Below are 26,149 nucleotides of genomic sequence, written 5' to 3'. Positions count from 1 at the left end.
TAATCGAAAGAACCCGCAGACAGGACTTCATGACTTATTGCCTCGCCATTGCGCTAGAAGATGGACTGGTTTTTTGCTCCGATTCACGGACCAATGCCGGTCCGGATCGCGTCAGCAAATACAGCAAAATGCACCGCTTCTCCGTGCCTTACGAACGTTCAATGGTGATCCTCACTGCGGGCAACCTCGCCACCAGTCAGGCCGTCATTGCACAAATTCAGCGTGACCTCGAAGAAAAAACAGAGCTGAATATCTTTAACGCCCGTTACGTCAGTGATGTGGCGGACTATATCGGCGAGATCAGTCTCAAAGAACAACAGAAATACGCCAAAAAAGGCGGGCCTAATGCAGGCTTCAACGCCAGCGCTACTTTTATTCTCGGTGGGCAGATCAAGGGCAACGCCCCTGAGTTGTACATGATCTACCCCGAGGGCAACCACATAACAGCCTCTGATCTTTACCCGTATCTGCAGATTGGCGAGACCAAGTATGGCAAGCCGATACTCGACAGGATCATTCGAAGCGATACGCCGGTAGAGACCGCCATGCGCTGTGCGCTGGTGTCCATAGACTCAACCATGCGCTCTAACGCCACTGTGGGACCACCGCTGGAATGTCTGTTTTACCGTCGCGACAGTCTCATGCCGCACGAGGAATACTGTGTACTGGAGGAAGGACACCCCTATCTGGCCGATCTGCGTCAGAGCTGGGATGACAACATCCGCCTGGCCTTCGACAACCTACCGTCTCTCAGTGCAGTGTTCGAAGCCGATCAATCGCAAGATCAATAAACTCCAGCTTCTCTGCTACAAATTCGTTAATCACGAAGGGGTAGGCGTCGCCGCGCCCAACGCTTCGATTCAGCTCGTTGAGCATCAGGCTGATCTTTGACCAGGCCCGCAAACGCTCGGTCATGGACATGGTCTCTGGCTGACGACCCAACAGCTGGTGCGCCCAGGCCGTGTCCAAGGCGTCGTAAATGTGAAGATAATGTCCCCAGCACTCCGCCCAGTCTTCACTGGGGTGTGAGCTGGCGTAGGCGCTAATGAAGCGGTCCTTCCAATGTTTTGGCGACCCGGCCTTGTAGTGGGCATCCAATGCCGCACGATAGTCGGCGCGCTCATCACCAAACAGCAGTCTAAACTCTGCCAACAGCGACGGGCTCGGATTTAACAAAGACCAGTAGTAATGCCCGGACTCGTGCCGCAAGTGCCCAAGCACCGTCCGATAACTCTCTCCCAGCTCATCCTGCGCCGTTACCCTGGCAACTGTATCTGCCTCCAGCGCGTTGACCGTAATGATGCCACCTAGGTAGCCCGTGGACACAAACGTCTCGGGGTACTCATCGGAAGATCGCGCGTCTTCAATAAAATCGAGCAATAAGCCTCGCTGGGGATCAGCCCAGCCATTAAGCAAGGGTAGATTCAGCTGTGCCAGGGTATAAAAGAGGCGTTTCTTGGCGCGCTCCAATACCAGCCAGCGCTCCTGATTCTCTGTTCGTGACTGATCCGGAATCGTGCGATTGAACTGGCAGGCCTGGCAAAACTGGCTCAATGAATCAGCCGGGCGCAGCCAGTTACACACGGCATGCTCCACGCCATTGGCGCAGTATCTGAAGGTGTTTCCTAATAAGTCCTGGTAACGCCCGTCGCCCCAATCGGCAAGAGTGACCATATCGGCACGAATGGGATCGTAACCCAGGGCAGAGCGACAATTAATGCAGAAATCGTTCTCGAAGTAGACTGGGCTGCCGCAATCACAGGCGAAACGATTCATCCGTCGCGGTGGAACCAGCTGCTCTGAACGGCCTGGTGCAAGTCACTGATGATCAACTGAAGCTCGTCAATGTATTTGTGCAGAGCTTCCTGATCCAGATCAGTGGAATCGAAACCACTTAATTTGCGTCGAGTTCGCTCCACAACACGAAGTGCACCTTCTTTGTTTGTTAAAGGGCCGAGCTCCTCGCGGATTCCACGAATACAGAATCGCACCGAACGGGGAAATGTCTGCTCCATAAAAACAAAGTTCACCGCAGCGTTCTTTTCTACCTGAGGGCCAATCATGCGCCGGTAAGCACCCAAAGCTGACATGGACTTGAGCAAGGTCCCCCAAAGCAGGTGCTCAATACCTTGCGCGGCGCCATCACGCTCCAGAAAGTCAGAAGCACCTACATCGATGATTCGCGTAGTCATATCCGCACGCTCAAGCAGCTGTCCTAACTTGATAAAGCGGTAACTGTGATCCCGGCACAACGTGCTTCTGAGCACGCCATTGATTACCTGACAACGCTGGATAACCTGCTCCAGATACTGCTGCCGATTTCTGCGTCCAACGGAGCTCTCTGATGCCTCTGAGGTATACAGGTACAGCTCATTCACCAGTTCCCACACCTCATCGGGAAGCACATCACGCGTGGTGCGCACATTCTCCCGAGCAGACTTTACCGCATAAGGAATGCTGCATTCGGCGTCTGCTTCGCCAATAAGCAATCGAAGAACGTTCTGCTCGTTACGCACGTTGAACCACTGATCGAACACCGGATCAGAATTCAGGATCCGCACAAGAATCTCCCATCCGGGCTGCGAACCCCGGGGAATATCCATTACGAGATGATTATAGGCAGCAACCAGTCTGGCGGTGTCTTCAGCGCGCTCAATATAACGAGCCATCCAATACACGCGCTCGGCAACTCTAGAAAGCATGATCATAGTCGGCCATCCACTATCCAGGTGTCCTTGCTACCACCTCCCTGAGAGGAATTTACTACCAAGGACCCTTCTACCATTGCGACTCGCGTCAAGCCACCGGGTGTTACCCAGGTATCGCGGCTCTGAAGAATAAAAGGCCTCAAGTCCAGGTGTCTGGGCTTGATCTCATCGCCGATATAGGTGGGCGCTGTAGACAGGGCAAGCGTCGGTTGGGCAATATAATTCCGGGGATCCTTCTTAATGAGCTTGGCAAATTTGCGATGCGTCGCCTTGTCCACATGCGGACCCACCATGATGCCGTAACCTCCCGACTCGTTGGCAGGCTTCACCACGAGTTTTTCGAGGTTGTTAAGCACATACTCCCGATCTTCATCCCGCATGCATAAGTAGGTGGGCACGCTGCGTATCAAGGGTTTTTCCTTGAGGTAATACCGAATCATGTCGGGAACAAAGGCGTAGACCACTTTATCGTCGGCCACTCCAGATCCCGGTGCGTTAGCAATACCCACATTGCCCTTCAGCCAGGAACGCATGAGCCCCGGGACACCCAGGGTTGAATCCTCCCGGAACGCCTCGGGATCCATAAAGTCTTCATCGATGCGCCGGTAAATCACATCCACGCGCACCGGACCATCAACTGTACGCATGTAAACACAGTCATCGTTATCAACAAAAAGATCCGCACCTTCAACCAGTTCGGCCCCCATGCCTTGCGCTAAAAATGCATGCTCAAAATAGGCTGAATTGTAGATACCGGGAGTCAAAACAACGATGACCGGCCTTTTTCGCTCCCGGGGAGATAAGGCAGACAGCATGCTGTACAGACGTGAGGGGTAGTCATCGACAGGCAGAATACTGTAGTTCTCAAAAATCTCCGGCAGAACCCGCTTGGTGATTTCACGGTTCTCCACCATGTACGACACCCCGGAGGGCACACGAAGGTTGTCTTCCAACACATAGAAGTGGCCGTCAACATCACGCACAAGATCCGAGCCACAGATATTTGCCCAAACCCCAAAGCGCGGAGAAGCCCCCATGCACTGCTCTTTAAAGTTAGGCGACTCCAGAACTGTCTCTGCCGGCACTACGCCATCAGCAAAAATCTTCTGTTTGTTGTAAACATCGTTAATGAACATATTGAGCGCGCGGCTGCGCTGCTCAAGTCCCAGGCGGACCTTTGCCCATTCTTTAGCGGTAATCACTCGGGGTATGAGATCGAAAGGCCAGGCGCGATCAATGTTTCCCGCCTCGCTATACACAGTAAAAGAAATTCCCATCTCGCGAATCGCGACTTCGGCTGCCGTGCGGCGTGCAGCCAGATCGTCCTCGGGAAGCTCTTTCAGAAGCTTTACAGCCGGACGCGCAACCTGCCTGGGGGTACCTTTGGGTGTAATAAGTTCGTCGTAGTAACCCGCCGCGTTATAGCGATTCCAGTTCTTGTCCATGAGACCTCCATCCCTGTACTCGTCCCGAGACCCTCTGAGGAATCCCATTACACACAGTGCTACAGTGTAACAAGCTGTCGCTCGCGCGCACCCTATAGCTTTACAGTAAAAAGGCCAACCGGGGTGGACGCGCAGACGAATCTGCTGAAGAATTCTAATTTTAGAGCACTTGTTGTTACACACTGCAAACATTGTCGGAAGTTGAAACCATGATCCAAACCCACTATCGAGCCTGTCATCTGTGCGAGGCGATCTGCGGCCTGAAAATCGAAACCCAGGGTGAGGAGATTCTCTCCATCAAAGGTGATCCGGACGACCCACTGAGTCGCGGGCACATCTGCCCGAAAGCGGTGGCGCTCAAAGACATCCACGAGGACCCCGATCGACTGCGCTACCCCGTTCGTCGTGTTACCGGCGAAGATGGTCAGCAACAATGGGAGCAAATCAGTTGGCAAGAAGCTCTGGATAGCACCGCCGAGGGGCTGATGCGCAGCTACCGAGAGCATGGCGTAGATTCAATTGGGGTGTATTTAGGCAATCCCTCAGTGCATAACTATGGGATGCTAACGCACCAAAACTACTTGTTCCGCTGGCTCCGCTCAAAGAACCGCTTCTCGGCGACCTCGGTAGACCAACTCCCACATCACCTCACCTCACTGTGGCTTTTTGGTCACAAGTCGCTGTTCCCCATTCCTGACATCGACCGAAGTGAGTATTTCCTGATGCTTGGGGCCAACCCACTGGCCAGCAACGGCAGCATCTGGACCGTACCGGACGTCAAAAAACGTATAAAGGACCTCACAAACCGCGGGGGAAAACTGCTGGTCGTTGACCCGCGACGCACCGAGACCGCAGAGATTGCCAGTGAGCACCTATCCATCGTACCGGGCAGTGACGCGCTATTTCTGGCAGCATTGCTTAACACTCTGTTCGAAGAGGGTCTGACGAATCCCGCAGGCCTGAGTGAATTCACCACGGGCCTGGATGAAGTCGCCAGCGCTGTGGCCACATTCACCCCCGAGCATGCGGCAATTCACTGCGGTATTGATGCGTCCACCATTCGCCGTATTGCGCGGGAGTTTGCCGCCGCTGATGCAGCGATTTGCTACGGCCGTATGGGAGTATCCACACAGATCTTTGGAGGCTTATGCCAGTGGCTGATTCAAATCATCAACATTGCCACCGGCAACCTGGATAAAGAAGGCGGCAGCATGTTCACCTTGCCTGCTGTGGATCAGGTACCGCGCACGGGCCCGGGCGGCTTTGACCGTCATCGTAGCCGCGTACGAGACCTCCCGGAGTTCGACCGGGAGCTCCCCGCTGCGGCCATGGCCGAGGAGATCACTACCCCCGGAGACGGACAGATACGTGTGATGTTTACCGGCGCGGGCAATCCCGTGCTTTCTACCCCAAACGGTCGTGCTCTGGACGAGGCGCTGTCACAGCTCGACTTCATGGTTTCCCTGGATCCCTATATCAACGAAACCACACGTCACGCTGACATCATATTGCCGCCGACCTCACCGCTGGAGCATGACCACTACGACATCGCCTTTCATATCAATGCGATGCGCAACACCACGCGCTTCAACCCACCTGTTTTTGAACCCGACGCGGACAAGCTACACGACTGGGAGATATTCACAGCGCTAGGTGAGCGTGTGGCCGCAGCCTTGGGAGAAGAACCCAAAGCCCCCGTCTCGCCTCAGGAAATGATCGACGTCGGTTTGCAGTTCGGGCCCTATGGCAAGGACAGTGAGCAGGATCTCAGCCTCCAAAAACTTCGAGACAAGCCTTCGGGAATCGATCTTGGTGAGCTAAAACCGATGCTCCCCGAACGCCTTATGACCGCTGACAAGAAAATCCACTGCGCGACGCCACAAGCTCTGGGTGACTTGCATCGTCTGGCTTCAAGCTTTGGTGAGACCCCTGTAGGAGGTCTACGTCTGATTGGCCGTCGCCACGTTCGCTCTAATAATTCCTGGATGCACAATTATCGGCGTCTGGTTAAAGGTAAGTCCCGGGATCAACTCATGGTTCATCCGGATGATCTCCATGCGCTCAAACTAAAAGATGGTGACCAGGCCCTACTGCGCTCGCGCAGCGGCGAAGTCACGGTAACCCTGCTTGCCACGGATTCGGTGATGCCGGGGGTTGTTAGCCTGCCCCACGGTTATGGTCATAATCGTCAGGGTATTCGAATGCAGACCGCCGTTAAACACGCCGGCGTTTCCTGTAATGATGTAACCGATGCAGCGTATCTTGACGAGCTTTCCGGCAACGCTGCGGTGAATGGCGTACCGGTAGAACTGGCAGCCATTGCCTGATATGAACGAGAACCCACCCTGCATTAAGGAGTCGTCCCATGGAAGTGTCGTCAATCGTTTTTTGGCTGGTGTTACTCGGCCTCGTGATCTACATCATCAATATTTACAACACCCTGGTCAGCCTCAAAAATCGCCATGAGAATGCTTTTGCACAAATCGAAGTGCAACTGAAACGTCGCTACGACCTCATTCCAAATCTGGTAGAAACAGCCCGAGCCTATATGGCTCACGAGCGAGAAACTCTGGACGCCGTTGTCAGCGCCCGAAATGAAGCCGCGGCCGTCCTCAAAGCCCTGGGCGAAGGCGGTGGCGGAGCGTCAATGGCCAGCCTCGCAGGAGCTGAAAACAATCTGCAGGGTGCGCTAGGCAAGCTCAATGTCACCATGGAAGCCTACCCTGACCTGAAAGCCAGCGAGAATATGCAGCAGTTGTCGGAAGAACTCACCAGTACCGAAAACCGCGTTGCATTCGCCAGGCAGGGATTCAACGATGCGATCATGGCCTTTAATACCTACCGGCAAAGCTTCCCGGCTGTGGTACTTGCGGCCACCTTCGGTCATCCGGCAGATGCCGAACTTCTCGAATTTGACGATTCTGCACAAATCCAGGCGGCACCTACCGTCAGCTTTTGACCCGGGATCACTGATCGATCGGCGTGGACTTTTTCTCCCAGCAGGATCGTGCGCGACGTAACACGCGCTACCTCCTTGTACTGTTTATTCTGGCGCTTAGTCTTTTGGTGCTGCTGACAAATGCACTGTTCACGGCCTTTCTGTGGGTGGGCCGGGACTACAACATCTATGTGGGCGGCAGTGGCTGGGAGGGCTATCTCGCGCTCTTTTCCTGGGAACGGTTTGGCACTATTGGTCTTGCAGTTACCTCAACCGTAGGGTTTGTTTCCCTAATACGTTGGCTACAGTTGGCATCGGGTGGCAGAGCCGTAGCTGAAAGCATGGGCGGTAGGCGTGTCATGCGTCAAAGCGCCGATCCCTATGAGCAGCGCTGTCTGAATATTGTAGAGGAGCTATCGCTGGCGGCGAACATGCCTGTTCCGGCGCTTTATGTACTTCCTGAAGAACGAGGCATCAATGCCTTTGCCGCAGGCATAAACCCCACTGATGCCGTCGTCGCCGTCACCCGAGGCGCAGCCTTACAACTAAGTCGGGATGAGCTACAGGGCGTTGTGGCACATGAATTCAGTCATATTCTCAACGGTGATATGCGCCTGGGAATCCGCCTCGCATCTCTACTAAAAGGCATCACATTTATCGGTGACGTTGGGCACTTTTTGCTGCGCATGGGCGCCTATGGTGTCGGACGGAGTAATCGACGCAGCGAAAGCAGTGCGGCACTGCCAATCCTGGGTCTGGGTTTGATGATCATCGGCTGGCTGGGCTCCCTTGCCGCAGGATTCATCAAAGCGGCCATCAGCCGACAGAAGGAGTATCTTGCCGACGCCAGTGCCGTGCAGTTTACGCGCGATACGAGTGGTATTGCAGACGCCCTAAAGGTCATCGGAGGTTTTCTTCCTGGCTCTTTGGTGCACAGCGCTCGGGCGCCAGAAATGTCGCACATATTTTTTGGCGAAGTGCGACACCGCCTTTGGGATGGCTTTGCCACCCATCCTCCACTGGACATGCGCATACGCCGGCTGGACAAGAATTGGAACGGCCAGTTTATTCAGCGCCCAGAGGTTCGCTACGCCACGGGGCCCCTCTCAGAAAATCACACCCAGACAGGCGTAGGCCGAGCTGCGCTCGTGGCTGCTGCAATGGCAAGCAGCCTTAGCGACCAGTCACCCGCAACTGGGAGCTCACCGGCGACTGAAGATGCCGACTTTGCGTTGCAAAATAACACCACCGAACAGATACCCGAGGCATTGCACACTGCGGTGACGGAACCCCTGGGCGCCACAGCGGCGGCGCTGGCACTGGTGACCGCAAGAAGAAACTCAAAACAGCTTGAAGCCACGCTCAATGTACTCAGGGAGCAAGGCGTTCAGGGTCAGCTGGAGCTGGTTTTGTCATTGCTACCGCAGGTTAGAGCGCTGGGACCAGGTCACCGATTTCCGCTGATGGCAGCGGCAATGCCCGCCCTTAAAAATATGTCGACTCCCCAGTATCGGCAATTCAAGACCACTTTGTTGTCGCTTATCCGCAGTGACGGTCAAACCGATCTTTTTGAGTGGTGCCTCTTTCAATTGCTCAGGCACTATCTGGACCCGGAATATCTGCGGGTCGAGAACAGTCGGCCGCGGTATCGACACATTGCCAAAGTCCGGGCACCGCTTCGTCAGGTGCTTTCGGTATTGGCACATCAGGGCAATGGAGACAGCTCACAGGCGTTCGCACTAGCCTGCAACGATCTTCAGCTAACACAAATGACACTGATTCCTCTGGAGCAGTGCAGCGTCGCTGAATTCAGCCGCGGCGTACACACTCTGGCCGACTGCTACCCGCTATTAAAACCACGCATTCTCAAGGCCATGGCATTGGCCGCCGCTGATGACGGAGCAGTCTGTCCGGTAGAGCGGGAGCTCGTTATCTCGGTAGCAGCAGTGATGGATTGCCCTCTCCCACCAGAGCTTTCTCTGGGATAACCGTCACCGGGCAAAGTGGCAGCTGCCATCAGGCCGTTAAATCATTTACGGCCGTTCAAGGACAGGGAGACTTTTCATCTCGTGGATCTTTGCTAAGCTGGTTCTGTGCTTCAGGCACCTCAACATCAAGGATGATGACGAGACAGCAAGACTCCAGACGCCCGGTTGTGGGCCGCAAGGGCTGCCAGGCACTTTATAGGCAGACACCGCTGGAGAATTCGAATCGAGCAAGGAGGCATCGATGACCCAACTCTCATACCCCGTTCCACTCGCAGTTTCACGTTCTATTTCGCGCCCGGTTTCGCGCGATGTTTCAAAAGCTGTCGCAAGCTCTGCCTTGAATGCCAGACAAAAGCCCGTGGCACATCACGACATTCCCCAAGGCCTACCACCTGATAATCAGACTGCCGGCATCCTACCGCCCGCTTTTGTATCAACCCCAAGCACGCCGGGCCGCTGGGAGGCTTTCGCCCGACATGATTTGGGTAAAGGCACCAGCCTTAACCCCAACGCTCAACAATCCCCAAATTGCCCAGCGCTACGCCAAAAGGTGCATCACCGCACCCCCTGTAACAGTTCCAGTGCCAGTTTGCAGGACGACGAAGCCAGATACCTCCCGCTGTCGCGCACTACAGACCGTGTGCTGCGCATATTGCTGGATGGTGATCTATCGAGAGTTCGCGCAGAAAGCGTCGCAGAGAGTCTTGGTATCAGCTGTACCACGCTGCGCCGGCGTCTTCGCAGCGACCACACCAGCTATCAGTTTCTCCTGGATCGGGCGCGACAGTATCGCTGCGAATCACGCTTGCGGGCACGCTGGCTACCGGGAAAGTGTCTGGCAGACGAATTAGGCTATTTAGAGGTCAACAGTTTCTATCGCGCCTTTCGACGCTGGACAGGGCTGAGCTACAGCGACTATCGGCAAATGTACCACTAGAACCGAAAACGACTCGTAGCCATCAGATGCAGCCCGGCGACCCTGGGCTTCACTGGGCTTCACTGGGCTTCACTGGACTACCGCCTGCCCGGCCTGATCAGTGCGATGTTCGGGCGCTGTTTCGTCAGTAAGCTGTCCTGAAGACTCCTAGTGGCTCGGCGCCGCTTTGCTCGAGCGCCCGTCGAGTGCGCTGTTTACTGCGCTGACGCCAATGGAGATACACGAGCAGCTCGAGTAAAGCGGGGTCGGGCCGCACACCGGTGTGCCTTTGGAGTGGCACTCGTAAAAGCAGTATCCCGCTAATACGCGATGAACCTTTAGTTTCAAGTCGCTACGTAGCTCTGATCGGTCTGGTGGTCCAGCTCTAGCTAAACGGATCGTGGAGAATGATTGTCTCCATGCGATCAGGGCCGGTAGAAATGATATCGATAGGTGCACCGACTACGGTTTCAATCGTTGTGATGTAGTCGCGTGCGGCTTTGGGCAATTCCTCAAGAGTCTTTGCCCCCAGGGTCGACTCAGTCCAACCCGGAACCGTCTCGTAAACGGGAACCAAGCCTTCATAGTCATCTGAGTCCATGGGATTGGCGACCGTTTCTCCCGCCGCATTGGTATAGCCAACGCAGATCTTGATAGCTTCAAGGCCGTCCAGGACATCAAGCTTGGTCAGGCATATACCACTGACAGAGTTGATGTTTACCGCAATGCGCAAAGCAACCGCGTCAAACCAGCCACAGCGTCTGGGGCGTCCAGTGGTTGCGCCAAACTCGTGGCCCCGGCTTGCAAGGTGCTCTCCGGTCTCGTCAAACAGCTCGGTGGGGAAAGGACCCGAGCCCACCCGCGTGGTGTAGGCCTTGGTGATGCCCAAGACATAGTCGAGATATAAAGGGCCAAAGCCTGACCCCGTGGCTGTACCACCGGCCGTGGTGTTGGAACTGGTCACAAATGGATAGGTGCCGTGATCGATATCCAGAAGCGAGCCCTGAGCACCTTCAAAAAGAATACTTCGAGACTCAGCGCGGAACTCATGAAGCATCGTAGTCACGTCCGCCATCATTGGCAGTAACTGCTCCCCAAGCGCCAAGCTGGACTGCAAGACTTCCTCGACATCAACCGTGTCAACTTTGTAATAATTCTCCAGCTGGAAATTGTGGTACTCCATAACATCTCGCAGCTTGCGTTCAAAGCGCGCGGGGTCCTGCAGGTCGCCCAAACGCAGTCCTCGTCGCGCCGCCTTGTCTTCATAAGCGGGTCCGATACCACGACCTGTGGTGCCAATTTTATCTGCGCCGCGGCGTACTTCCCGAGCTTTATCCAGGGCAACGTGGTATGGAAGAATCAATGGACAGGCTGGGGAAATTCGCAGGCGCTCTCGCACCGGAACGTCCCGCTCCTCAAGCTCGAGGATCTCTTTGAGCAGAGCATCCGGTGCCAGCACTACACCGTTGCCAATACAACAAATGACGTTGGCCCTGAGAATACCCGAAGGAATCAGGTGCAATACGGTTTTCTCACCGTCGCAGACCAAGGTATGGCCGGCGTTGTGTCCACCCTGAAATCGCACTACCGCTTCGGCGCGGTCAGTCAACAGATCAACGATCTTGCCCTTACCTTCGTCGCCCCACTGGGTGCCCAGCACTACCACATTCCGGCTCATCTCTATCCTTCTCCACCGAGTGACTCGCGCCGTAATTGGGGCTGCCACTGTCCATCAATTTTTGTCATTTCCCGCGAACAGCGGGAATCAGTTTCACCGTCGAGCATGACGATGACCGTCTCCCCTGCTGATCGAAGCGCGCGTACTGCTTCTTGCAGGGTCTCATCTTCCAGGTCAGGTGCCGCGATGGCATCCTGTGCCGTCTCTCTTGTTGCCAGCTGCGCGGCGAGAAGACGCAAGTCCGTCGCAAAACCAGTAGCGGGCCGCGCCCTTCCGTATACCTTACCCACGTTGTCGTAGCGCCCACCCCGGGCCAGCGCCTCACCCAAGCCACGGGTATAAACAGCAAACACAACGCCGGTGTGATAGCGATAACCGCGTAATTCAGCCAGGTCGACGTACAAGGACACCTCGGGATAGCGAGCCTGAAGAGCCGTAGACAATTCTCTAAGCTCCTTAAGCGACCCGCGAATTTCTGGCGCGGCGTCCGCAAGCTCTGTCTCAGCGCGATCCAGCACTTCCAGATCACCGTGCATGTCGAGTAACGCGCACAGGCCTGCACTGGATCCCGTAGGAAGCTGCTCTAACAAGCGCTCAAGATCAGGCCGGGATTTTCGCTGTAGCGCATCGAATATTGCGGACTCAATGCCTGCATCAGCAGCTCCACTGGCGGCAAGAACGTGTTTAAAGATGTCGCCGTGACCCAGGTCCAGCGTTAAGTCCCGACCTATCTCAACACCGGCTACATCGAGCATGCTCAACATCAAGGCAATGACCTCAATATCTGCAGAAAGGCCTTTTGCGCCATACAACTCTGCGCCAAGCTGCAGGGGTGAACGCGACGCCGCCAGAGAGCCGGACCGGGTGTGTAGTGTTGAGCCGGCATAACACAAACGGTTTACCTGATCCCCATTAAGACTATGAGCATCCATGCGCGCGACCTGGGGCGTCATATCAGCACGCAACCCCAACATCCGACCCGTGACCTGGTCGGGAACCTTAAAGGTCAACAAGTCGAGATCCTCTCCCACGCCAACCAGCAAAGAATCTGTGAACTCCACCATCGGAGGCGTAACCAGGCGATAGCCCCAACGGGACGCACAGTCCAATAGACTTCGACGAAGATGTTCGACTTGCGCCGCGGCATCGGGCAGAAGCTCATCGATACCGTCGGGCAATTGCCATGCCCGCGCGGGGCTTTGCTTTTCCACTTTTAATGCACCAGATACAACATCACGACGCCAAACAGCATGCTACCAAGCCCAAACCGTCGAATAGCTGAGTCATCCAGCTGAGCGACGGTCGCAATCATGGAACGCCAGCGTCCCGGACTGATAAAAGGCAACAAGCCCTCAATAACGAAGACCAGCGCCAGAGCAACGGGAAATACCTGCCAAAATTCCTGCAAAACACTCCCCCAAGAAAAAACCGTGGATTTGGACGTGCTTCATCAGCACATCATCCTCCACGGTTGACGGATTTTAGCACAGGCCCGGCGAGCCGGGCGCGGCTTTATTTGCCTCCGCTTGAGTCCTTCAAGTAGCGGAAGAACTCGCTGTCAGGGCGCACAAGCATAATATCGCCGCTGCTTTGGAACGAATCCTGATAGGCCTGCAGACTGCGAGTGAACGAGTAGAACTCCGGGTCATCACCAAAGGCGTCTGCGTAGATCCGAGTGGCTTCCGCGTCACCCTGACCGCGAAGCTGCTGGGCCTCACGATAGGCGTTAGCGCTGATAACGGTAACCTCTCGGTCCGCTGCAGCGCGAATACCCTCTGCAAGCTCCTGACCCTGAGAACGACGCTCTCGAGCTTCTTTCTCTCGCTCTGCATTCATTCGTCGATATACCGATTCTGACACTTCCGGGGGAAGATCAATCTGCTTCACTCGTACATCGACAATTTCAATACCCAGCTCTTCCCGAGCTACGACGTCCAATTCACGGGTAATTGTCTCCATGAGCTGATCTCGCTCGCCGGACACAACTTCCTGAATGGTACGAGTAGCAACCTGGTTTCTCAGCCGGTTGTTAATCCGTTGCGCCAGCAGTCCCGCAGCGCGAGACTCCTCACCATTGGTTGCTGTATAGAAAGTCGCGGTGTCCGCAATTCGATACTTGGCGTAGGAATCGATAATCAGGGCCTTTTGCTCCTGGGTAAAGAATCGCTCAGGCTGAGAATCCAGCGTCACAATTCGACCCTCGAACTTCCTCACGTTGTTCACAAAAGGCACTTTTACGTGCAAGCCGGGCTCTAGATTTGGGTTTACAACCTCACCAAACTTCAGAAGCACTCCGCGCTCTGTTTCCTTGATGACATAGAGCGAGTTACTCGCCACAAGCATCACCAAAGATGCCAGTACAACTAGCGTTAATGAACGACCTGTCATATCAACGCCCTCCCCGACGCGCTTGCTGGGCGGCAGCATCACGGCGCAACTGCTCCGTCACCGCATCCGTCAGCTCACGAATATTACTTGTATTGATGCTCATAGGCGCGCCACCACGCGTAGGCGTAGTACTGGTTCCCAGCTTATCGAGCGGCAGATACATCACGTTATTACCGCCCTCAACATCCACCATGATCTTGCTGGTATTGGCGAGTACGTTTTGCACCGCATCAAGATACAGACGCTCTCGCGTCACCACTGGCGCCTTTCGGTACGCGGCCAGCAGATTGCTGAAACGATCGGCTTCACCTTCTGCCTTCGCAATCACCTGCTCACGATAAGCGCTCGCTTCTTCAATTTGGCGCTGCGCCTGACCACGAGCTTCAGGCACGATGCCGTTAGCGTAGGACTGCGCTTCGTTCTTTACGCGCTCCTCGTCCTCTCGAGCCTTGATCACATCGTCAAAGGCTGCCTGAACCTGAGATGGCGGCTTGGAATCATCGACGTTGACTGCGGACAAGCGGATACCTGTGGTGTAACTCGTCAAATAATCCTGCAGACGATCATCTACTTCGGTAGCGATGCGTGTCCGGCCTTCTGTTAGCACCAGATCCATGGTCATGCCACCCACTACATGTCGAAGCGCACTCTTGGCCGCTTGCTGCAGGGAGTTCTCAGGCTCTCGCACCTGTAAGACATAGTTCTTTACATCATCGATGATGTATTGAACGGACATCTTTACCTCGACGATGTTTTCATCCTGGGTCAGCATGATCTCGCGAAAGCTTGCCGCGCGAACCTTGGTGGTGTTGACCCGAATAACTTCGTCGATCAGAGGCGGGTTCCACTGCAAACCCGGTCGCGCTGTGGAGTGATACTTGCCAAAACGCAGTACCACGGCGCGCTCCTGCTCATCAATCTGATACAAACCCATGAGTGCCCAGACTATGGCAGCACCCAAAAGCAGAACGATGAAGAACGACGCTGAAGCGCCACCACCACCGCCACCACCGCCTTTGGATCCGCCAAACAGACCACCCAAGCGTTGCTGCAGCTTCTTAAGAGCTTCATCAAGATCCGGGGGACCTTGATTTCCGCCACCCCAAGGGTCGCGTGAATTATTACCGCCACCCGGTTCATTCCAGGACATGCTCTATCTCCTCAAACAACAAGCGCGGCATTCTAGCAAAATCTCAAGCTCACCATATGGCTAACTATGAAACCCGCTACCGCGATTAGGCTCCGTCCCGGGAAATCAGTCTTTCCCAGTCCGAACGCGGCAGGCGCACTTGCAAGTGCGCACTACCATCGTCGCCAAACTTTTCGTGCTCCACTGCACCCATGGCGTACAACGCCGCGCGCAATTTCGCTTGGTCAGGACGCAGTTCAACATCCTGCGCCAGTACATCTTCACCCAGACGTTCCGCCAGGGCCTCCAGAACCAGGTCCAAACCCAGCCCCTTTTGCGCACTGACCCACACTCGATAGGGTCGCCCCTCATCATCGCGGTCAATGCGCGGCTGCATTTCCAGCAAGTCGATCTTGTTGTAGATCTCAAGCACCGGCCGTTCATCGGCGCCAATCTCCTCCAACACCGCATGAACCTCACGACGATTGTCGTCCCGGTCCTCACTGGCGGCGTCCACCACATGCAGCAGAAGATCGGCCTCGCGGGTCTCTTCCAGCGTGGCCTTAAACGCCTCCACTAAACCATGAGGCAATCGGGCGATAAAACCCACAGTATCAGCGAGTACCACAGGGCCCAGATTGTCGACCTCCAGACGGCGCAGCGTGGGGTCGAGGGTCGCAAACAACTGATCCGCTGCATATACCTTTGAGCCAGTCAGAGTGTTAAACAAGGTCGACTTGCCAGCGTTGGTATATCCCACCAGCGCGACGGTAGAGAGCTCCGCTCGCTGTCGCGACCTGCGACCCTGTCCTCGCTGACGTCGAACACGATCCAGGCGAGCAGAAATAGCCTTAATACGCGCCCGCAGCAATCGACGGTCTGTCTCCAACTGAGTCTCACCGGGCCCACGCATACCGATGCCACCCTTTTGACGCTCAAGGTGCGTCCAACCTCGCACAAGACGGGTGCTCATGTGCCTTAACTGCGCAAGCTCTACCTGGAGCTTGCCTTCATGCGTTCTCGCACGCTGGGCAAAAATGTCCAGAATGAGACCCGTACGATCAAGTACTCGTGCCTTGAGCTCCGCCTCTAGATTACGCTCCTGACTGGGACTCAGACTGTGATTAAAAATCACCAGGGAAGCATCTTCCGCCCGAAGCACTTCACCTATCTCTTCCAGTTTGCCACTGCCCACAAACGTTCGGGCTTTGGGGGTACTGCGATGGCCAGTGACCAGCGCTACCGGATCACCACCGGCAGAAATAACCAGAGCTTCAAATTCCCGCGGATCAATACCGCCGCCATCGTTATCCAGGCTGATATTGACAAGCACAGCCCGTTCGCCGCTGTCGGGCCGGTCAAAAAACAATGGAATTGCAGCTTGTTTGAGCGATCTCACCGGCTAGACACCGGTGAGACAGGGCGTAACGTTGGGCCGAAAGCTTAGCTCTCACCTTCTTCCTCTGGTGGGTTCTGCATGGGCATGCGAACCACGCGCCCGGGAACCACAGTCGAGATCGCATGCTTGTACACCATCTGACTGACGGTGTTCTTCAGCAAAACAACAAACTGATCAAAAGACTCAATCTGGCCTTGAAGTTTGATGCCATTAACCAGATAGATTGATACCGGAACACGCTCTTTTCGCAAGAGGTTCAGATAAGGGTCTTGTAGGGTATGCCCTTTAGACATGACGCTATTCTCCTTTGGCCACAGGGGCCGTTTGGGGCTCAAGTCGAGCCAAAAAAAACCAAAATACGGCCGGAAGCCGTGTGTGTATGAGCCTTTATCGCCAGCATGGGCTTCGGCGCAAAGCACTGTCGTCACAGCTTACTACATGGGGTCATACGTTAGGTAGTTCAAGAGCAGATCTGCCGGATCTGTGTTTTTAGCAAGAATAGGCTTCTGTTTGGCCAAATCGCTCTCCAGAACTGCGCCAGACACATCAGTGTGAATCCAGTGAAGGTCCGGCCATTTCCGAAGCCAGGTCAATTGTCTTTTGGCCAGCTGACGTGTGGCTATAATTGCACGCTCCTGTGCCTCATCAAGGGAACACTCCCCAGCGAGGTAGCTCCAGAGCTGGCGGTAGCCCACAGCCCGGATTGCAGGCAGGTCGGCATGCAGGTCCCCCCGCTCCCTCAGAGATCGGACCTCATCCAGAAAGCCCGCGTTCATCATTTCCAGAAACCGAGTCTCTATGCGGGTGTGCAGTACCTGCCGCGACGCCGGCGCAATGGCAATAGCCAATGCATCAGTGATATCCAGGGGCGATAGCTGCTCTTGCTCATGAAAATATGTCAGGGTTTTGCCTGTTAGACGGTATACCTCCAACGCTCGGGACAAGCGCTGAGAGTGGTTGGGGTGTATTCGAGCCGCTGATTCGGGATCCACGCGCGCAAGTTCCCGATGTACCGCGGGCCAACCCTCCTGTGCCGCCATGGAGGCTATCTCCTTGCGTGCGGCCTCGTTCGCTCCGGGCATGGCTGCCAGCCCCCTAAGGAGAGCGTTGTAGTACAGCATTGTGCCGCCCACCAAGATGGGACGACGACCCCGGCTGCGCACCGACTCAATAGCTTCCTGGGCGTCCTTGACGAAACGTGCCGCTGAGTAGGCCTCGCTGGGGTCGCATATATCCACCAGATGGTGGGGATATCCCGGCTTCGCGCTCCCAATATCAAGACCGCGGTATACCAAAGCCGAATCAACGCTGATCAGCTCTCCGTCCAGCGCTTGGGCCAGGGCAATAGCAAGGTTGGTCTTTCCTGAGGCCGTCGGCCCCATGATGCAAAGCAGTGGCGCGTTCAAACTAGCGTCCGCGCAGAAACAGGCGGTCCAACTCCTGCACACTCAGCGCCGTCCAGGTAGGGCGGCCATGGTTGCACTGCCCCGAGCGCTCGGTGACCTCCATGTCCCGCAGCAAAGCGTTCATCTCTGGCACGGTAAGCCGTCGGTTCGCGCGCACCGAGCCATGACAGGCCATGGTAGAGAGAAGCTCATCCTCGTGCCGGGCAATGCGCTCAGAGGTTCCGTACTCCAAAAGCTCCGCCAACACGTCACGCAAGAGCTCTTCTACGTTAGCGCCTTGAAGAGACACGGGAATTTCGCGAATGATCAAGCTCTCTTCGCCGGCGACATCAACGCGCAGGCCGAGATTCTGAAAAAGCGTCGCATGCTCTTCCACTAATATCGCTTCGCGATTACTCACGGACACGCTCTGGGGAACCAACAGCGGCTGACTACGAATCCCCTGCTCATCCCTTGCCTGCTTAAGCCTCTCGTAGGTGATGCGCTCATGCGCCGCATGCATGTCTACCAGAACCAATCCCTCACGATTTTGCGCAAGAATGTAGACACCATGAAGCTGCGCCAGTGCGTAACCCAGGGGCGGCACTTCAGCAGTATCGTCTTCGGCAACGCCATTGTGGCCGCCAGGAGATGCATAAAGCTGTTGATAACTGGCCGCAGTCGCGGCGTTAAAGCCGGTCGCGCCGCCCCGGGCGGATTGAAAATCACCGCGACTGGCATGCTCAGAAAAAACCGTTGTATTTGCGGCTGCCGGCTCGGCGAGACCCATCTCGCGTTGGCGCACCAGTTCACCCGTGAGCAAATCGAGGCGCCCAGCGGATGCCGATACCGGAGACGTTGACGCCTGCGTAGGCACCGATGTGTCGCTGGGCCGGATATCCGCAAGAGCCTTGTGCAAAGTACTGTAGATAAAACCGTGCACACTGCGGCCATCTCGAAAACGCACTTCATGCTTGGTAGGGTGCACATTCACATCCACTTCCGCAGGATCCAGCTCCAGATACAAAACAAACGCCGGGTGACGGCCCTGATAGAGAACATCACTAAAAGCCTGCCGCACCGCGTGCGCCACCAACTTGTCTCGAATATAGCGGCCATTGACATAAAAATGCTGCAAATCGGCCTGACTCCGAGAGAAACTTGGCTGCGCCACCCAGCCGTGCAGGCGCAACTCCCCGGCATCGCGGTCTATCGCCACCGCGTTCTCTACAAACCCCGATCCGCAAAGCAGCGCCACCCGACGCAGCCGATCTGCCTCATCGTCACAGCGTCGCAGGTCCTGTAACTGGCGCCCGTTGTGCCGCAGGCCAAAACTCACATCAAAACGTGCCAGCGCCAGACGCTTGACCACATCATCTAAATGGTTGAATTCGGTGCGCTCGGTGCGCAAAAACTTGCGCCGCGCGGGGGTATTAAAAAACAAATCGCGCACTTCTACCGTGGTGCCCTGAGGATGCGCGGCAGGTTTTAGCGTGACCTGCATGTCCCTGCCAGAACAGCTTGCGGATTGAGCTTCGCTGCCCGCCTCGCCGGTACGACTGGTTACAATCAGATGCGACACCGATCCGATACTGGCCAGGGCTTCGCCACGGAAGCCAAAACTACCTACCTGCTCCAGATCATCCAAAGATTCAATCTTGCTGGTCGCGTGACGATCCAGCGCCAGCGGCAAGTCTTCTGCGCTAATACCAAAGCCATCGTCCCGGATACGAATCAGCTTGGTACCTGCAGCCTCGATATCGATGTCCACCCGCTCGGCGCCAGCGTCAAGACTGTTTTCGAGTAACTCCTTGACCACGGACGCAGGCCGCTCAACCACTTCCCCGGCGGCTATTTGGTTTGCAAGGCGCGCGGGGAGGCGCTTAATAACGGGCATAGTGCGTGTCTACTCTGTTCAACTAGTTAGGAATGCGGAGTGTTTGGCCGACGAGAATCTTACTGTTTCGCAAGTTGTTGTAGCTCGACAGCAAATTAACGCTGACATTGAAGCGCTGGGCAATGCCCGATAGCGTATCACCGCCAACAATCTTATATTCCTGATCGCCCTCGTCTCGCAGGTGGGCCAACAGTGATCCGGGCGGCGGATGTGCCCGAAACCATTGCACAATGCCCGAATGAATCGCATTTGCCATACGCTTACGATAGCTCGCTGTGGCGAGCTTTCGGGCTTCTTCAGGGTTTGATATAAATCCAGTCTCTACGAGTATCGACGGCACATCCGGCGACTTCAGTACCGCAAAGCCTGCTTGCTCAACCTGTTTTTTGTGCAGGCGGGCGAATCCGTTCATCTGCTTAAGCACGCTGGCACCCACATTCAGACTGCTGTCCAGAGTAGCCGTCATGGACAGATCTGCCAGAGTCATCGCCAGGGAATCTTCTTTGTCACCCAGGCTTACACCTCCGAGCAGGTCCGCGGCGTTTTCCCGCTGGGCAAGATAACTCGCCGTGGTGCTGGTAGCGCCCCGCGTGGATAGCGCATACACAGAGGCCCCCCGGGCGCGTTTGTCGCGAAAAGCGTCAGCGTGTACGGACACAAACATATCCGCCTGTCGCTTGCGGGCAAGGTCGCGGCGACCCTTGAGACTGATGTAATAGTCGCCACTGCGAATGAGCGTCGGCGCGAAGCCGGCGTCCGCCTCGAACAGCCCGTGCAATTCTTTTGCGATCTCCAGCACCACCTGCTTTTCCCGAAGCCGACCAGGACCCGACGCCCCGGGGTCCTCACCGCCGTGCCCCGCATCAATAGCAATGACGACATCTCTGCGATCCGTGCTTCGTGCGCTCTTTTTTACCTCGGGCGCGGTAACTTCCGTTTCAAGGTCATAAAGGTCGATAACCAGTCGATCATCCGCGCGCTCCGAAGCTTTCAAGGCAAAACTTCGTGGTCGCACGGCCTCTCGCAAATCCAATACCAGACGCAAATCGTCACCTTCCCGAACGCCACTGCGGATACTCGAGATCGGTGTTTTTTCAAGTCCGAGATTGTCAATTTTGGCAATGAGTCGGGCATCTGTGACATCGACTACCAAGCGCCTGGGATTTTTTAACTCAAGTAAGCGATGCTGCGCAGGTCCCGATAAGTCCAGAACCAAACGGGTGTGATCAGGAGCCCTCCACAAGCGCAGATCCTTTACTTCCACCGGCGTCGCCTGCAACAGCGAAGGCATGGTGCACAACAGCAACCCCAGCACTACTCCAGCCTGGCGACGAAACTTCACTGTGTGATCACGATCGATGTTGTTTATCTCCTGACTCAAATCACTGCTGAGGCTTTTTGGCCCCACTTAAGACTGTAGCCGCGCAATGCACAAGGCCCCTAAATCGCTATGCGCCTCCAGGTGCAGGCTGCGCCCCGAAGCTGTGACACTCAGTCTAATGTCCAGATCAGGAGACGGCAAAAAATCACCTCCCCGCTCAGGCCATTCCACGACGACCAGCGCATCGGATCCGAAGTAATCTCGAATACCCATGTACTCCAACTCTTCCGGATCACCCAAACGGTAGAGATCAAAATGGTAAAGCGGTTTCTGCAGATCCAGGTAAGGCTCCACCAGGGTGTAGGTGGGGCTCTTCACCGCGCCATCGTGCCCTAAACCTCTCGCGATACCGCGAGTCAGCGTTGTTTTACCTGCGCCGAGTTCACCGCGAAGATACAGCGAAGTGCCCAGAGACATTTGCTGGGCTAGCGCACGACCGAAATCCACCATCTCGGTCTCGGTCGCCAAGTCAATTTGCAGCGTCTGTGTCGCTTCTGGTTTCACTGTATCAGCCTGGCAATATTGGGCATCAGATCAGCCGCAAGTAAGGCGCGCTCGCCCACGACTGCCGCCGCCTTGTCCCCCGCCTGAGCATGCAGCACCACCGCCAAAGCCGCAGCCTGCTCTGAGCGCATCCCTTGGGCCAGGAGCCCTCCCGCAACACCGCTCAAGACATCACCCATGCCACCGGAGGCCATGCCCGGATTACCGTCAACGCACAAGGCCCGTCGCTTAGAGCCCACAATCAGGCTGCCGTTCCCTTTGAGGATCACGGTTGCACCCGTTGCTGCCGCAAGTTGCTCCGCCGAAACAAAGCGATCGCTCTGCACCCCGGCGGTTTCCTGACCCAAGAGACGCGCCGCCTCCCCGGGATGGGGAGTAATCACCGAGCCCAAAGGCAGAGGCGGCATGCCGCTTTTGGCCAGAATATTGAGCGCATCAGCGTCCAGCAAGAGAGGCTTATCCGCCCCCAGACAGGCATGAAGCATTTGCTCACCCCATACATCCTGCCCCAAACCCGGCCCCACAATGACAGCGTCCGCCCACTCAAGAAGAGGCATGAGTGCATTGCGATGATCAACAGCACTAACCATCGCCTCGGGTCTGCGCGCCAATAGCGCCCCAACATGAGTATCACGGGTGGCAACCTGAACCAGACCCACCCCACTGCGAAGGGCCGCTTCCGCCGCAAGAATAATGGCTCCGCCCATGCCATAGTCGCCACCGACCACCAGGCAACGTCCAAAATGACCTTTGTGGGCCCCGGGAACGCGAGCAGGCAAAGACTGAAGCTCTCTGTCGAGTTGGACTACCTCATAAGCCTCGCCCGCGACAGAGTATGCGGCGCTGGGAACACCCAGATCATTCCAGAAGCAGGCGCCAGCGTATTGAGGACCTGCCCCGGTATAAAGGCCGCGTTTGGCAGTTATAAAACTCATGGTCCAACGCGCGCACACTGCAGTGCCGCAAACAGCCCCAGTGTCGCTGTTAATTCCCGAAGGAACGTCCAAAGCCAGCACCGGCGCCTGCATCGCGTTAATCTGATCGATGACCTCTCGGTACTTCGGACGCAGTTCGCCGGAGATTCCCGTGCCTAACATCGCATCCACAATAACGCCGCGATCAAGCAATGCGTCAGCCCTGAAATCCTCGAGCACAACGCCAATAGATTCAGCCCGAGCCGCTGCAGCAATGGCATCTTCGCTTCGGGGTGCTCCATCAATAAGAAACACCTTGGTAGCGATCCCTCTGCCTTGCGCCAGCATAGCCAACAAAAGACCGTCACCGCCGTTGTTACCCGGCCCACACAACACTTGAAGCAACTCTGGCTTCGGGCCAGGCTTCGGGCCAGGCTTCGGGCCAGGCTTCCGGTCAGGCTCAGACTGCTGCGCCATCAAAAGTTCAAAGGCCGCCCGAGCCGCGCGGGCCATTAACAACGGTCCGGGGAGCTCATGCACATCAATCGCTGCGCGATCAATCGCACGACTTTGCGCTGCGGTATACAACTGAACCGGCGACACACTGCTCATTGTGAACACGCCTCTGGCACAATCACCAATATGGAAACGAAATACATACCGCGATTATACGGTCACCGCGGCAAAAGGGCTGCAAACTGATGGACGAGAACAGGCTGGCGAGTGACGGCAGCGCACTCCTGGAAGAAATTCGCGGCTGGGCGCGAGAGCTGGGCTTTTCGCAGCTCGGGGTCAGCGATATCGATCTTGGTGAACATGCAGATCACCTTGAGCGCTGGCTCGCCGCAGGTTATCAAGGGGAGATGCAGTGGATGGGAAGCCACGGCACAAAGCGCTCCCAGCCACAAGAACTGGTGCCCGGTACCTGCCGAGTCCTTTCACTGCGTATGGACTACCTAAACGACGGAGCCGAGCCCCTGACCGTACTGGAAGACCCCAACAAGGCCTACATAGCGCGGTATACCCTGGGGCGCGATTACCACAAACTGATTCGCAAACGCCTTGCACAACTGGCAAAACGCATCGAGGAGAGCTTGGGCGGTGGCCAGTATCGCGCTTTTGTAGACAGTGCGCCGGTGCTGGAACGCGCCCTGGCTGAGAAAGCAGGGCTCGGCTGGATCGCCAAAAACACTATGCTGATCAATCAAGATGCGGGCTCCTGGTTTTTTCTCGGCGAAATCTATACCGACCTTCCGCTCCCTCCCGACCCACCGCAGACCAGCAAACACTGTGGAACCTGTCAGGCCTGCATCGACATCTGCCCCACAAAAGCATTTGTAGAGCCCTTTGTACTGGATGCCCGCCGCTGCATCTCCTATCTCACCATAGAACACAAAGGAAGCATCGACCCGGAACTGAGACCACTCATGGGCAATCGAATCTTCGGCTGCGATGACTGCCAGCTGGTCTGCCCCTGGAACAAGTTCGCAACGCCCAGCGCAGAGCCGGATTTTCAGCCCCGGCACGGTTTGGATGATCGCGGTTTGTTGGAATTGTTTGCCTGGGACGAAGAGACCTGGGCTGCGCGTACCGAAGGCTCCGCTTTGCGTCGCATTGGCTATGAGCGCTGGCTGCGTAATCTTGCTATTGCGTTGGGGAACGCTCCCAATTCGGCAGATGTTGTTCAGGCGCTACGACTTCGTAAGGATTTTCCCTCGGAACTCGTGCAGGAGCATGTTCGCTGGGCGCTGGAGCGCCACGGCGCCCAATGAACATCTCAGTAAGCCTCTATGTTGAGTCCCTACCTGGGAGTGCTACTTAGGCGTACTACAGTTCAAAAAGTGCTTCTGATAATGCCGTAGCTCTTCTATGGAGTCGCGGATATCTTCCAACGCCAAATGCACACCGCGCTTTACCAAGCTGGCCGCAACGTCGGGTCTCCAACGCTGCGCAAGGATCTTTAAAGTACTGACATCCAGATTCCGGTAGTGGAAGTAGCGCTCCAAGTCCGGCAGGTACCGCGCCATAAAACGTCGATCCTGACAAATGCTATTGCCACACATAGGGGATGCCCCGGCAGGCACCCAATCCTTGAGAAAAGCCATGGTCAGTGCCGCCGCCTCATGCTCGTCGATGGTGCTGGCACGCACGCGATCGGAAAGACCAGAGTTGCCATGATGTGTGGTATTCCATTCATCCATAGCCGCAAGCGTTGCATCTGACTGATGAATCGCGATTACCGGTCCCTCGGCGAGGGTATTGAGCTCTGTGTCCGTTACGATCGTCGCGATCTCGATAACACGGTCTGTATCGGGGTCAAGACCGGTCATTTCCAAATCTACCCAGATCAGATTTTGTTCGTTGACCATTGATTTTCTCACTATTTCAGCCCAATGAAGTTTAACACGCGCTCGACAGGCCCTCGGTAGCACCCAATAATGCAGCGGTGAGTAAACGCAAAATTAATCGACGCCAGAATTGGCGCATCGAACGCAAGCAACAAGAGCGCAGCGAACGCGCTGAGCGTGCTGGCACCCTCGGAGATGAGGCGCTTGCCGGCGGACAGCTTGGCGCCGAGCAAAGAGGCAGGGTGATCGCCCGCTATGGCACCCAAGCTGACATAGAGGGCGATGATCACCGGGTTCACCGCTGCCACCTTCGAACGCATCTGGGTTCGGTGGTCGCCGGAGATAATGTGATCTTCTGCGCAGGCGAAGAAACCGGAGTCGTCGTGGCGCGTGAAGAGCGCAGCACGGAACTGCAGCGCCCTGACAAGTTCGGCAAGCTGCGTAGTGTCGCTGCCAACATTGATCGCGTCATTATTGTTATTGCGCCCTACCCGGAGCCTCACGGGGGCCTCATCGACCGCTATCTGGTGGCCACGGAGAATCTCGGCGCGGAGGCAGTGATTCTGCTCAATAAAGCGGATTTGCTGGATGACGACCCATTTTTGGCAGAATCCATCGACATGCTTCTGGAGCCCTACGCCCCCCTGGGATACGCAACGATCCGAGCGCAGGGCAAGTTCGGCGCAATAGACGAGCTCACGCAGCTATTGGCAGGCCACACCAGCATTCTCGTGGGACAGTCTGGAGTGGGCAAAACCACTCTGGTGAACGCCTTACTGCCGGATGCACAACAGCGAGTATCCGAGCTGTCTCCCGACAAACAAAAAGGTCGCCATACCACCACCACCGCCCGTCTGTTTGACGTTCCCGGTGGCGGCGCATTGATCGACTCGCCGGGCATTCGCGAATTTGGCTTATGGCATATGAGCCGGGATGAAGTGGAAAACGGATTTCGGGAGTTTCGTGATCGCATAGGTCACTGTCGTTTTCGCGACTGCCACCACCAAAGTGAGCCAGGCTGCGCACTCACCGAGGCCATAGACACCGGCGCCATACACCCGGCACGCCTGGACAGCTATCGCCGCATTATTGCCTCACTGGATCAGCCGCTACAGGGCTAGCGACAGGGCT

General features: G+C 56.0%; 23 protein-coding genes. 7 read left to right on the top strand and 16 right to left on the bottom strand.

What is annotated here, in order from left to right:
• Positions 1-29 precede the first annotated feature (29 nt).
• Positions 30-791: a proteasome-type protease gene (locus tag R0135_RS15090; RefSeq protein WP_407347742.1), complete on the top strand. Its 762-nt coding sequence runs from the start codon at positions 30-32 to the stop codon at positions 789-791.
• Here the strand turns inward: R0135_RS15090 and R0135_RS15085 are convergent.
• From R0135_RS15085 to R0135_RS15075, 3 genes are read right to left on the bottom strand one after another with little or no spacing between them, the layout of a single operon-like run.
• The gene (locus R0135_RS15085) at positions 751-1,776 is read right to left on the bottom strand and encodes a putative zinc-binding metallopeptidase (protein ID WP_407347741.1); all 1,026 of its coding nucleotides are present in this window, start codon (positions 1,774-1,776) and stop codon (positions 751-753) included. The two genes, R0135_RS15090 and R0135_RS15085, sit on opposite strands and share 41 nt — an antisense overlap.
• The gene (locus R0135_RS15080) at positions 1,773-2,708 is read right to left on the bottom strand and encodes an alpha-E domain-containing protein (protein WP_407347740.1); all 936 of its coding nucleotides are present in this window, start codon (positions 2,706-2,708) and stop codon (positions 1,773-1,775) included. The genes R0135_RS15085 and R0135_RS15080 overlap by 4 nt, the downstream gene beginning before the upstream one ends.
• Entirely contained in the window at positions 2,705-4,153 is a 1,449-nt protein-coding gene (locus R0135_RS15075) for a circularly permuted type 2 ATP-grasp protein (RefSeq protein ID WP_407347739.1), read from the bottom strand. Before R0135_RS15075 ends, R0135_RS15080 begins: the two co-directional genes overlap by 4 nt.
• A 209-nt stretch (positions 4,154-4,362) precedes the next feature.
• Here R0135_RS15075 and R0135_RS15070 point away from each other — a divergent pair, with 209 nt between their 5' ends.
• From R0135_RS15070 to R0135_RS15055, 4 genes are all read left to right on the top strand, one after another.
• Positions 4,363-6,480: a molybdopterin-dependent oxidoreductase gene (locus R0135_RS15070; RefSeq protein ID WP_407347738.1), complete on the top strand. Its 2,118-nt coding sequence runs from the start codon at positions 4,363-4,365 to the stop codon at positions 6,478-6,480.
• A gap of 38 nt (positions 6,481-6,518) precedes the next feature.
• Positions 6,519-7,112 (top strand): LemA family protein, encoded by a 594-nt coding sequence (locus tag R0135_RS15065; protein WP_407347737.1) that lies wholly within the window; start codon positions 6,519-6,521, stop codon positions 7,110-7,112.
• Positions 7,113-7,135: 23 nt separating this feature from the next.
• The gene (locus R0135_RS15060) at positions 7,136-9,079 is read left to right on the top strand and encodes a M48 family metallopeptidase (protein ID WP_407347736.1); all 1,944 of its coding nucleotides are present in this window, start codon (positions 7,136-7,138) and stop codon (positions 9,077-9,079) included.
• Between the two features lie 241 nt (positions 9,080-9,320).
• Complete coding sequence (locus tag R0135_RS15055) at positions 9,321-10,016, top strand: helix-turn-helix domain-containing protein (protein ID WP_407347735.1); 696 nt, start codon at positions 9,321-9,323, stop codon at positions 10,014-10,016.
• 364 nt (positions 10,017-10,380) lie between these two features.
• Here the strand turns inward: R0135_RS15055 and R0135_RS15050 are convergent, their stop codons facing one another.
• From R0135_RS15050 to R0135_RS14995, 12 genes are all read right to left on the bottom strand, one after another.
• Positions 10,381-11,673: an adenylosuccinate synthase gene (locus R0135_RS15050; protein WP_407347734.1), complete on the bottom strand. Its 1,293-nt coding sequence runs from the start codon at positions 11,671-11,673 to the stop codon at positions 10,381-10,383.
• Positions 11,674-11,675: 2 nt separating this feature from the next.
• On the bottom strand, positions 11,676-12,884 hold the full coding sequence (locus tag R0135_RS15045; RefSeq protein WP_407347733.1) for an ATP phosphoribosyltransferase regulatory subunit: 1,209 nt from the start codon (positions 12,882-12,884) through the stop codon (positions 11,676-11,678).
• A 2-nt stretch (positions 12,885-12,886) separates the two neighbouring features.
• Positions 12,887-13,081 carry a DUF2065 domain-containing protein gene (locus R0135_RS15040; protein ID WP_407347732.1) on the bottom strand — a complete coding sequence of 65 codons (195 nt, stop codon included), beginning with the start codon at positions 13,079-13,081 and terminating at the stop codon, positions 12,887-12,889.
• A 104-nt stretch (positions 13,082-13,185) separates the two neighbouring features.
• Positions 13,186-14,061: a protease modulator HflC gene (hflC, locus tag R0135_RS15035; RefSeq protein WP_407347731.1), complete on the bottom strand. Its 876-nt coding sequence runs from the start codon at positions 14,059-14,061 to the stop codon at positions 13,186-13,188.
• Between the two features lies 1 nt (position 14,062).
• Entirely contained in the window at positions 14,063-15,211 is a 1,149-nt protein-coding gene (gene hflK / locus R0135_RS15030) for an FtsH protease activity modulator HflK (RefSeq protein ID WP_407347730.1), read from the bottom strand.
• A gap of 85 nt (positions 15,212-15,296) precedes the next feature.
• Entirely contained in the window at positions 15,297-16,559 is a 1,263-nt protein-coding gene (gene hflX / locus R0135_RS15025; protein ID WP_407349934.1) for a ribosome rescue GTPase HflX, read from the bottom strand.
• A 74-nt stretch (positions 16,560-16,633) separates the two neighbouring features.
• Positions 16,634-16,882 (bottom strand): RNA chaperone Hfq, encoded by a 249-nt coding sequence (gene hfq, locus R0135_RS15020; RefSeq protein ID WP_407347729.1) that lies wholly within the window; start codon positions 16,880-16,882, stop codon positions 16,634-16,636.
• A 141-nt stretch (positions 16,883-17,023) separates the two neighbouring features.
• Positions 17,024-17,971 (bottom strand): tRNA (adenosine(37)-N6)-dimethylallyltransferase MiaA, encoded by a 948-nt coding sequence (gene miaA / locus R0135_RS15015; protein ID WP_407349933.1) that lies wholly within the window; start codon positions 17,969-17,971, stop codon positions 17,024-17,026.
• Between the two features lie 25 nt (positions 17,972-17,996).
• A complete protein-coding gene (gene mutL, locus R0135_RS15010) occupies positions 17,997-19,871 on the bottom strand; it encodes a DNA mismatch repair endonuclease MutL (protein WP_407347728.1) in 1,875 nt (624 codons plus the stop codon).
• Between the two features lie 22 nt (positions 19,872-19,893).
• Positions 19,894-21,162 (bottom strand): N-acetylmuramoyl-L-alanine amidase, encoded by a 1,269-nt coding sequence (locus tag R0135_RS15005; RefSeq protein ID WP_407349932.1) that lies wholly within the window; start codon positions 21,160-21,162, stop codon positions 19,894-19,896.
• Positions 21,163-21,279: 117 nt separating this feature from the next.
• A complete protein-coding gene (gene tsaE, locus R0135_RS15000; RefSeq protein ID WP_407349931.1) occupies positions 21,280-21,702 on the bottom strand; it encodes a tRNA (adenosine(37)-N6)-threonylcarbamoyltransferase complex ATPase subunit type 1 TsaE in 423 nt (140 codons plus the stop codon).
• 50 nt (positions 21,703-21,752) lie between these two features.
• Positions 21,753-23,282, bottom strand: a complete 1,530-nt coding sequence (locus R0135_RS14995; protein WP_407347727.1) for an NAD(P)H-hydrate dehydratase — start codon at positions 23,280-23,282, stop codon at positions 21,753-21,755.
• 89 nt (positions 23,283-23,371) lie between these two features.
• Here R0135_RS14995 and queG point away from each other — a divergent pair, with 89 nt between their 5' ends.
• Complete coding sequence (gene queG, locus R0135_RS14990; RefSeq protein ID WP_407347726.1) at positions 23,372-24,442, top strand: tRNA epoxyqueuosine(34) reductase QueG; 1,071 nt, start codon at positions 23,372-23,374, stop codon at positions 24,440-24,442.
• A 42-nt stretch (positions 24,443-24,484) separates the two neighbouring features.
• On the opposite strand, the gene orn is transcribed toward queG, so the two are convergent.
• Complete coding sequence (gene orn / locus R0135_RS14985) at positions 24,485-25,039, bottom strand: oligoribonuclease (protein ID WP_407347725.1); 555 nt, start codon at positions 25,037-25,039, stop codon at positions 24,485-24,487.
• A 77-nt stretch (positions 25,040-25,116) separates the two neighbouring features.
• Here orn and rsgA point away from each other — a divergent pair, with 77 nt between their 5' ends.
• Entirely contained in the window at positions 25,117-26,139 is a 1,023-nt protein-coding gene (gene rsgA, locus R0135_RS14980; protein WP_407347724.1) for a small ribosomal subunit biogenesis GTPase RsgA, read from the top strand.
• Positions 26,140-26,149 lie beyond the last annotated feature (10 nt).

The sequence above is a fragment of the Congregibacter variabilis genome (assembly GCF_045689235.1).
Classification (GTDB): Bacteria; Pseudomonadota; Gammaproteobacteria; order Pseudomonadales; family Halieaceae; genus Congregibacter; species Congregibacter variabilis.
The sequence above is the reverse complement of the archived record's forward strand: the minus strand, read 5'-3'. Positions and strand labels throughout refer to the sequence as shown.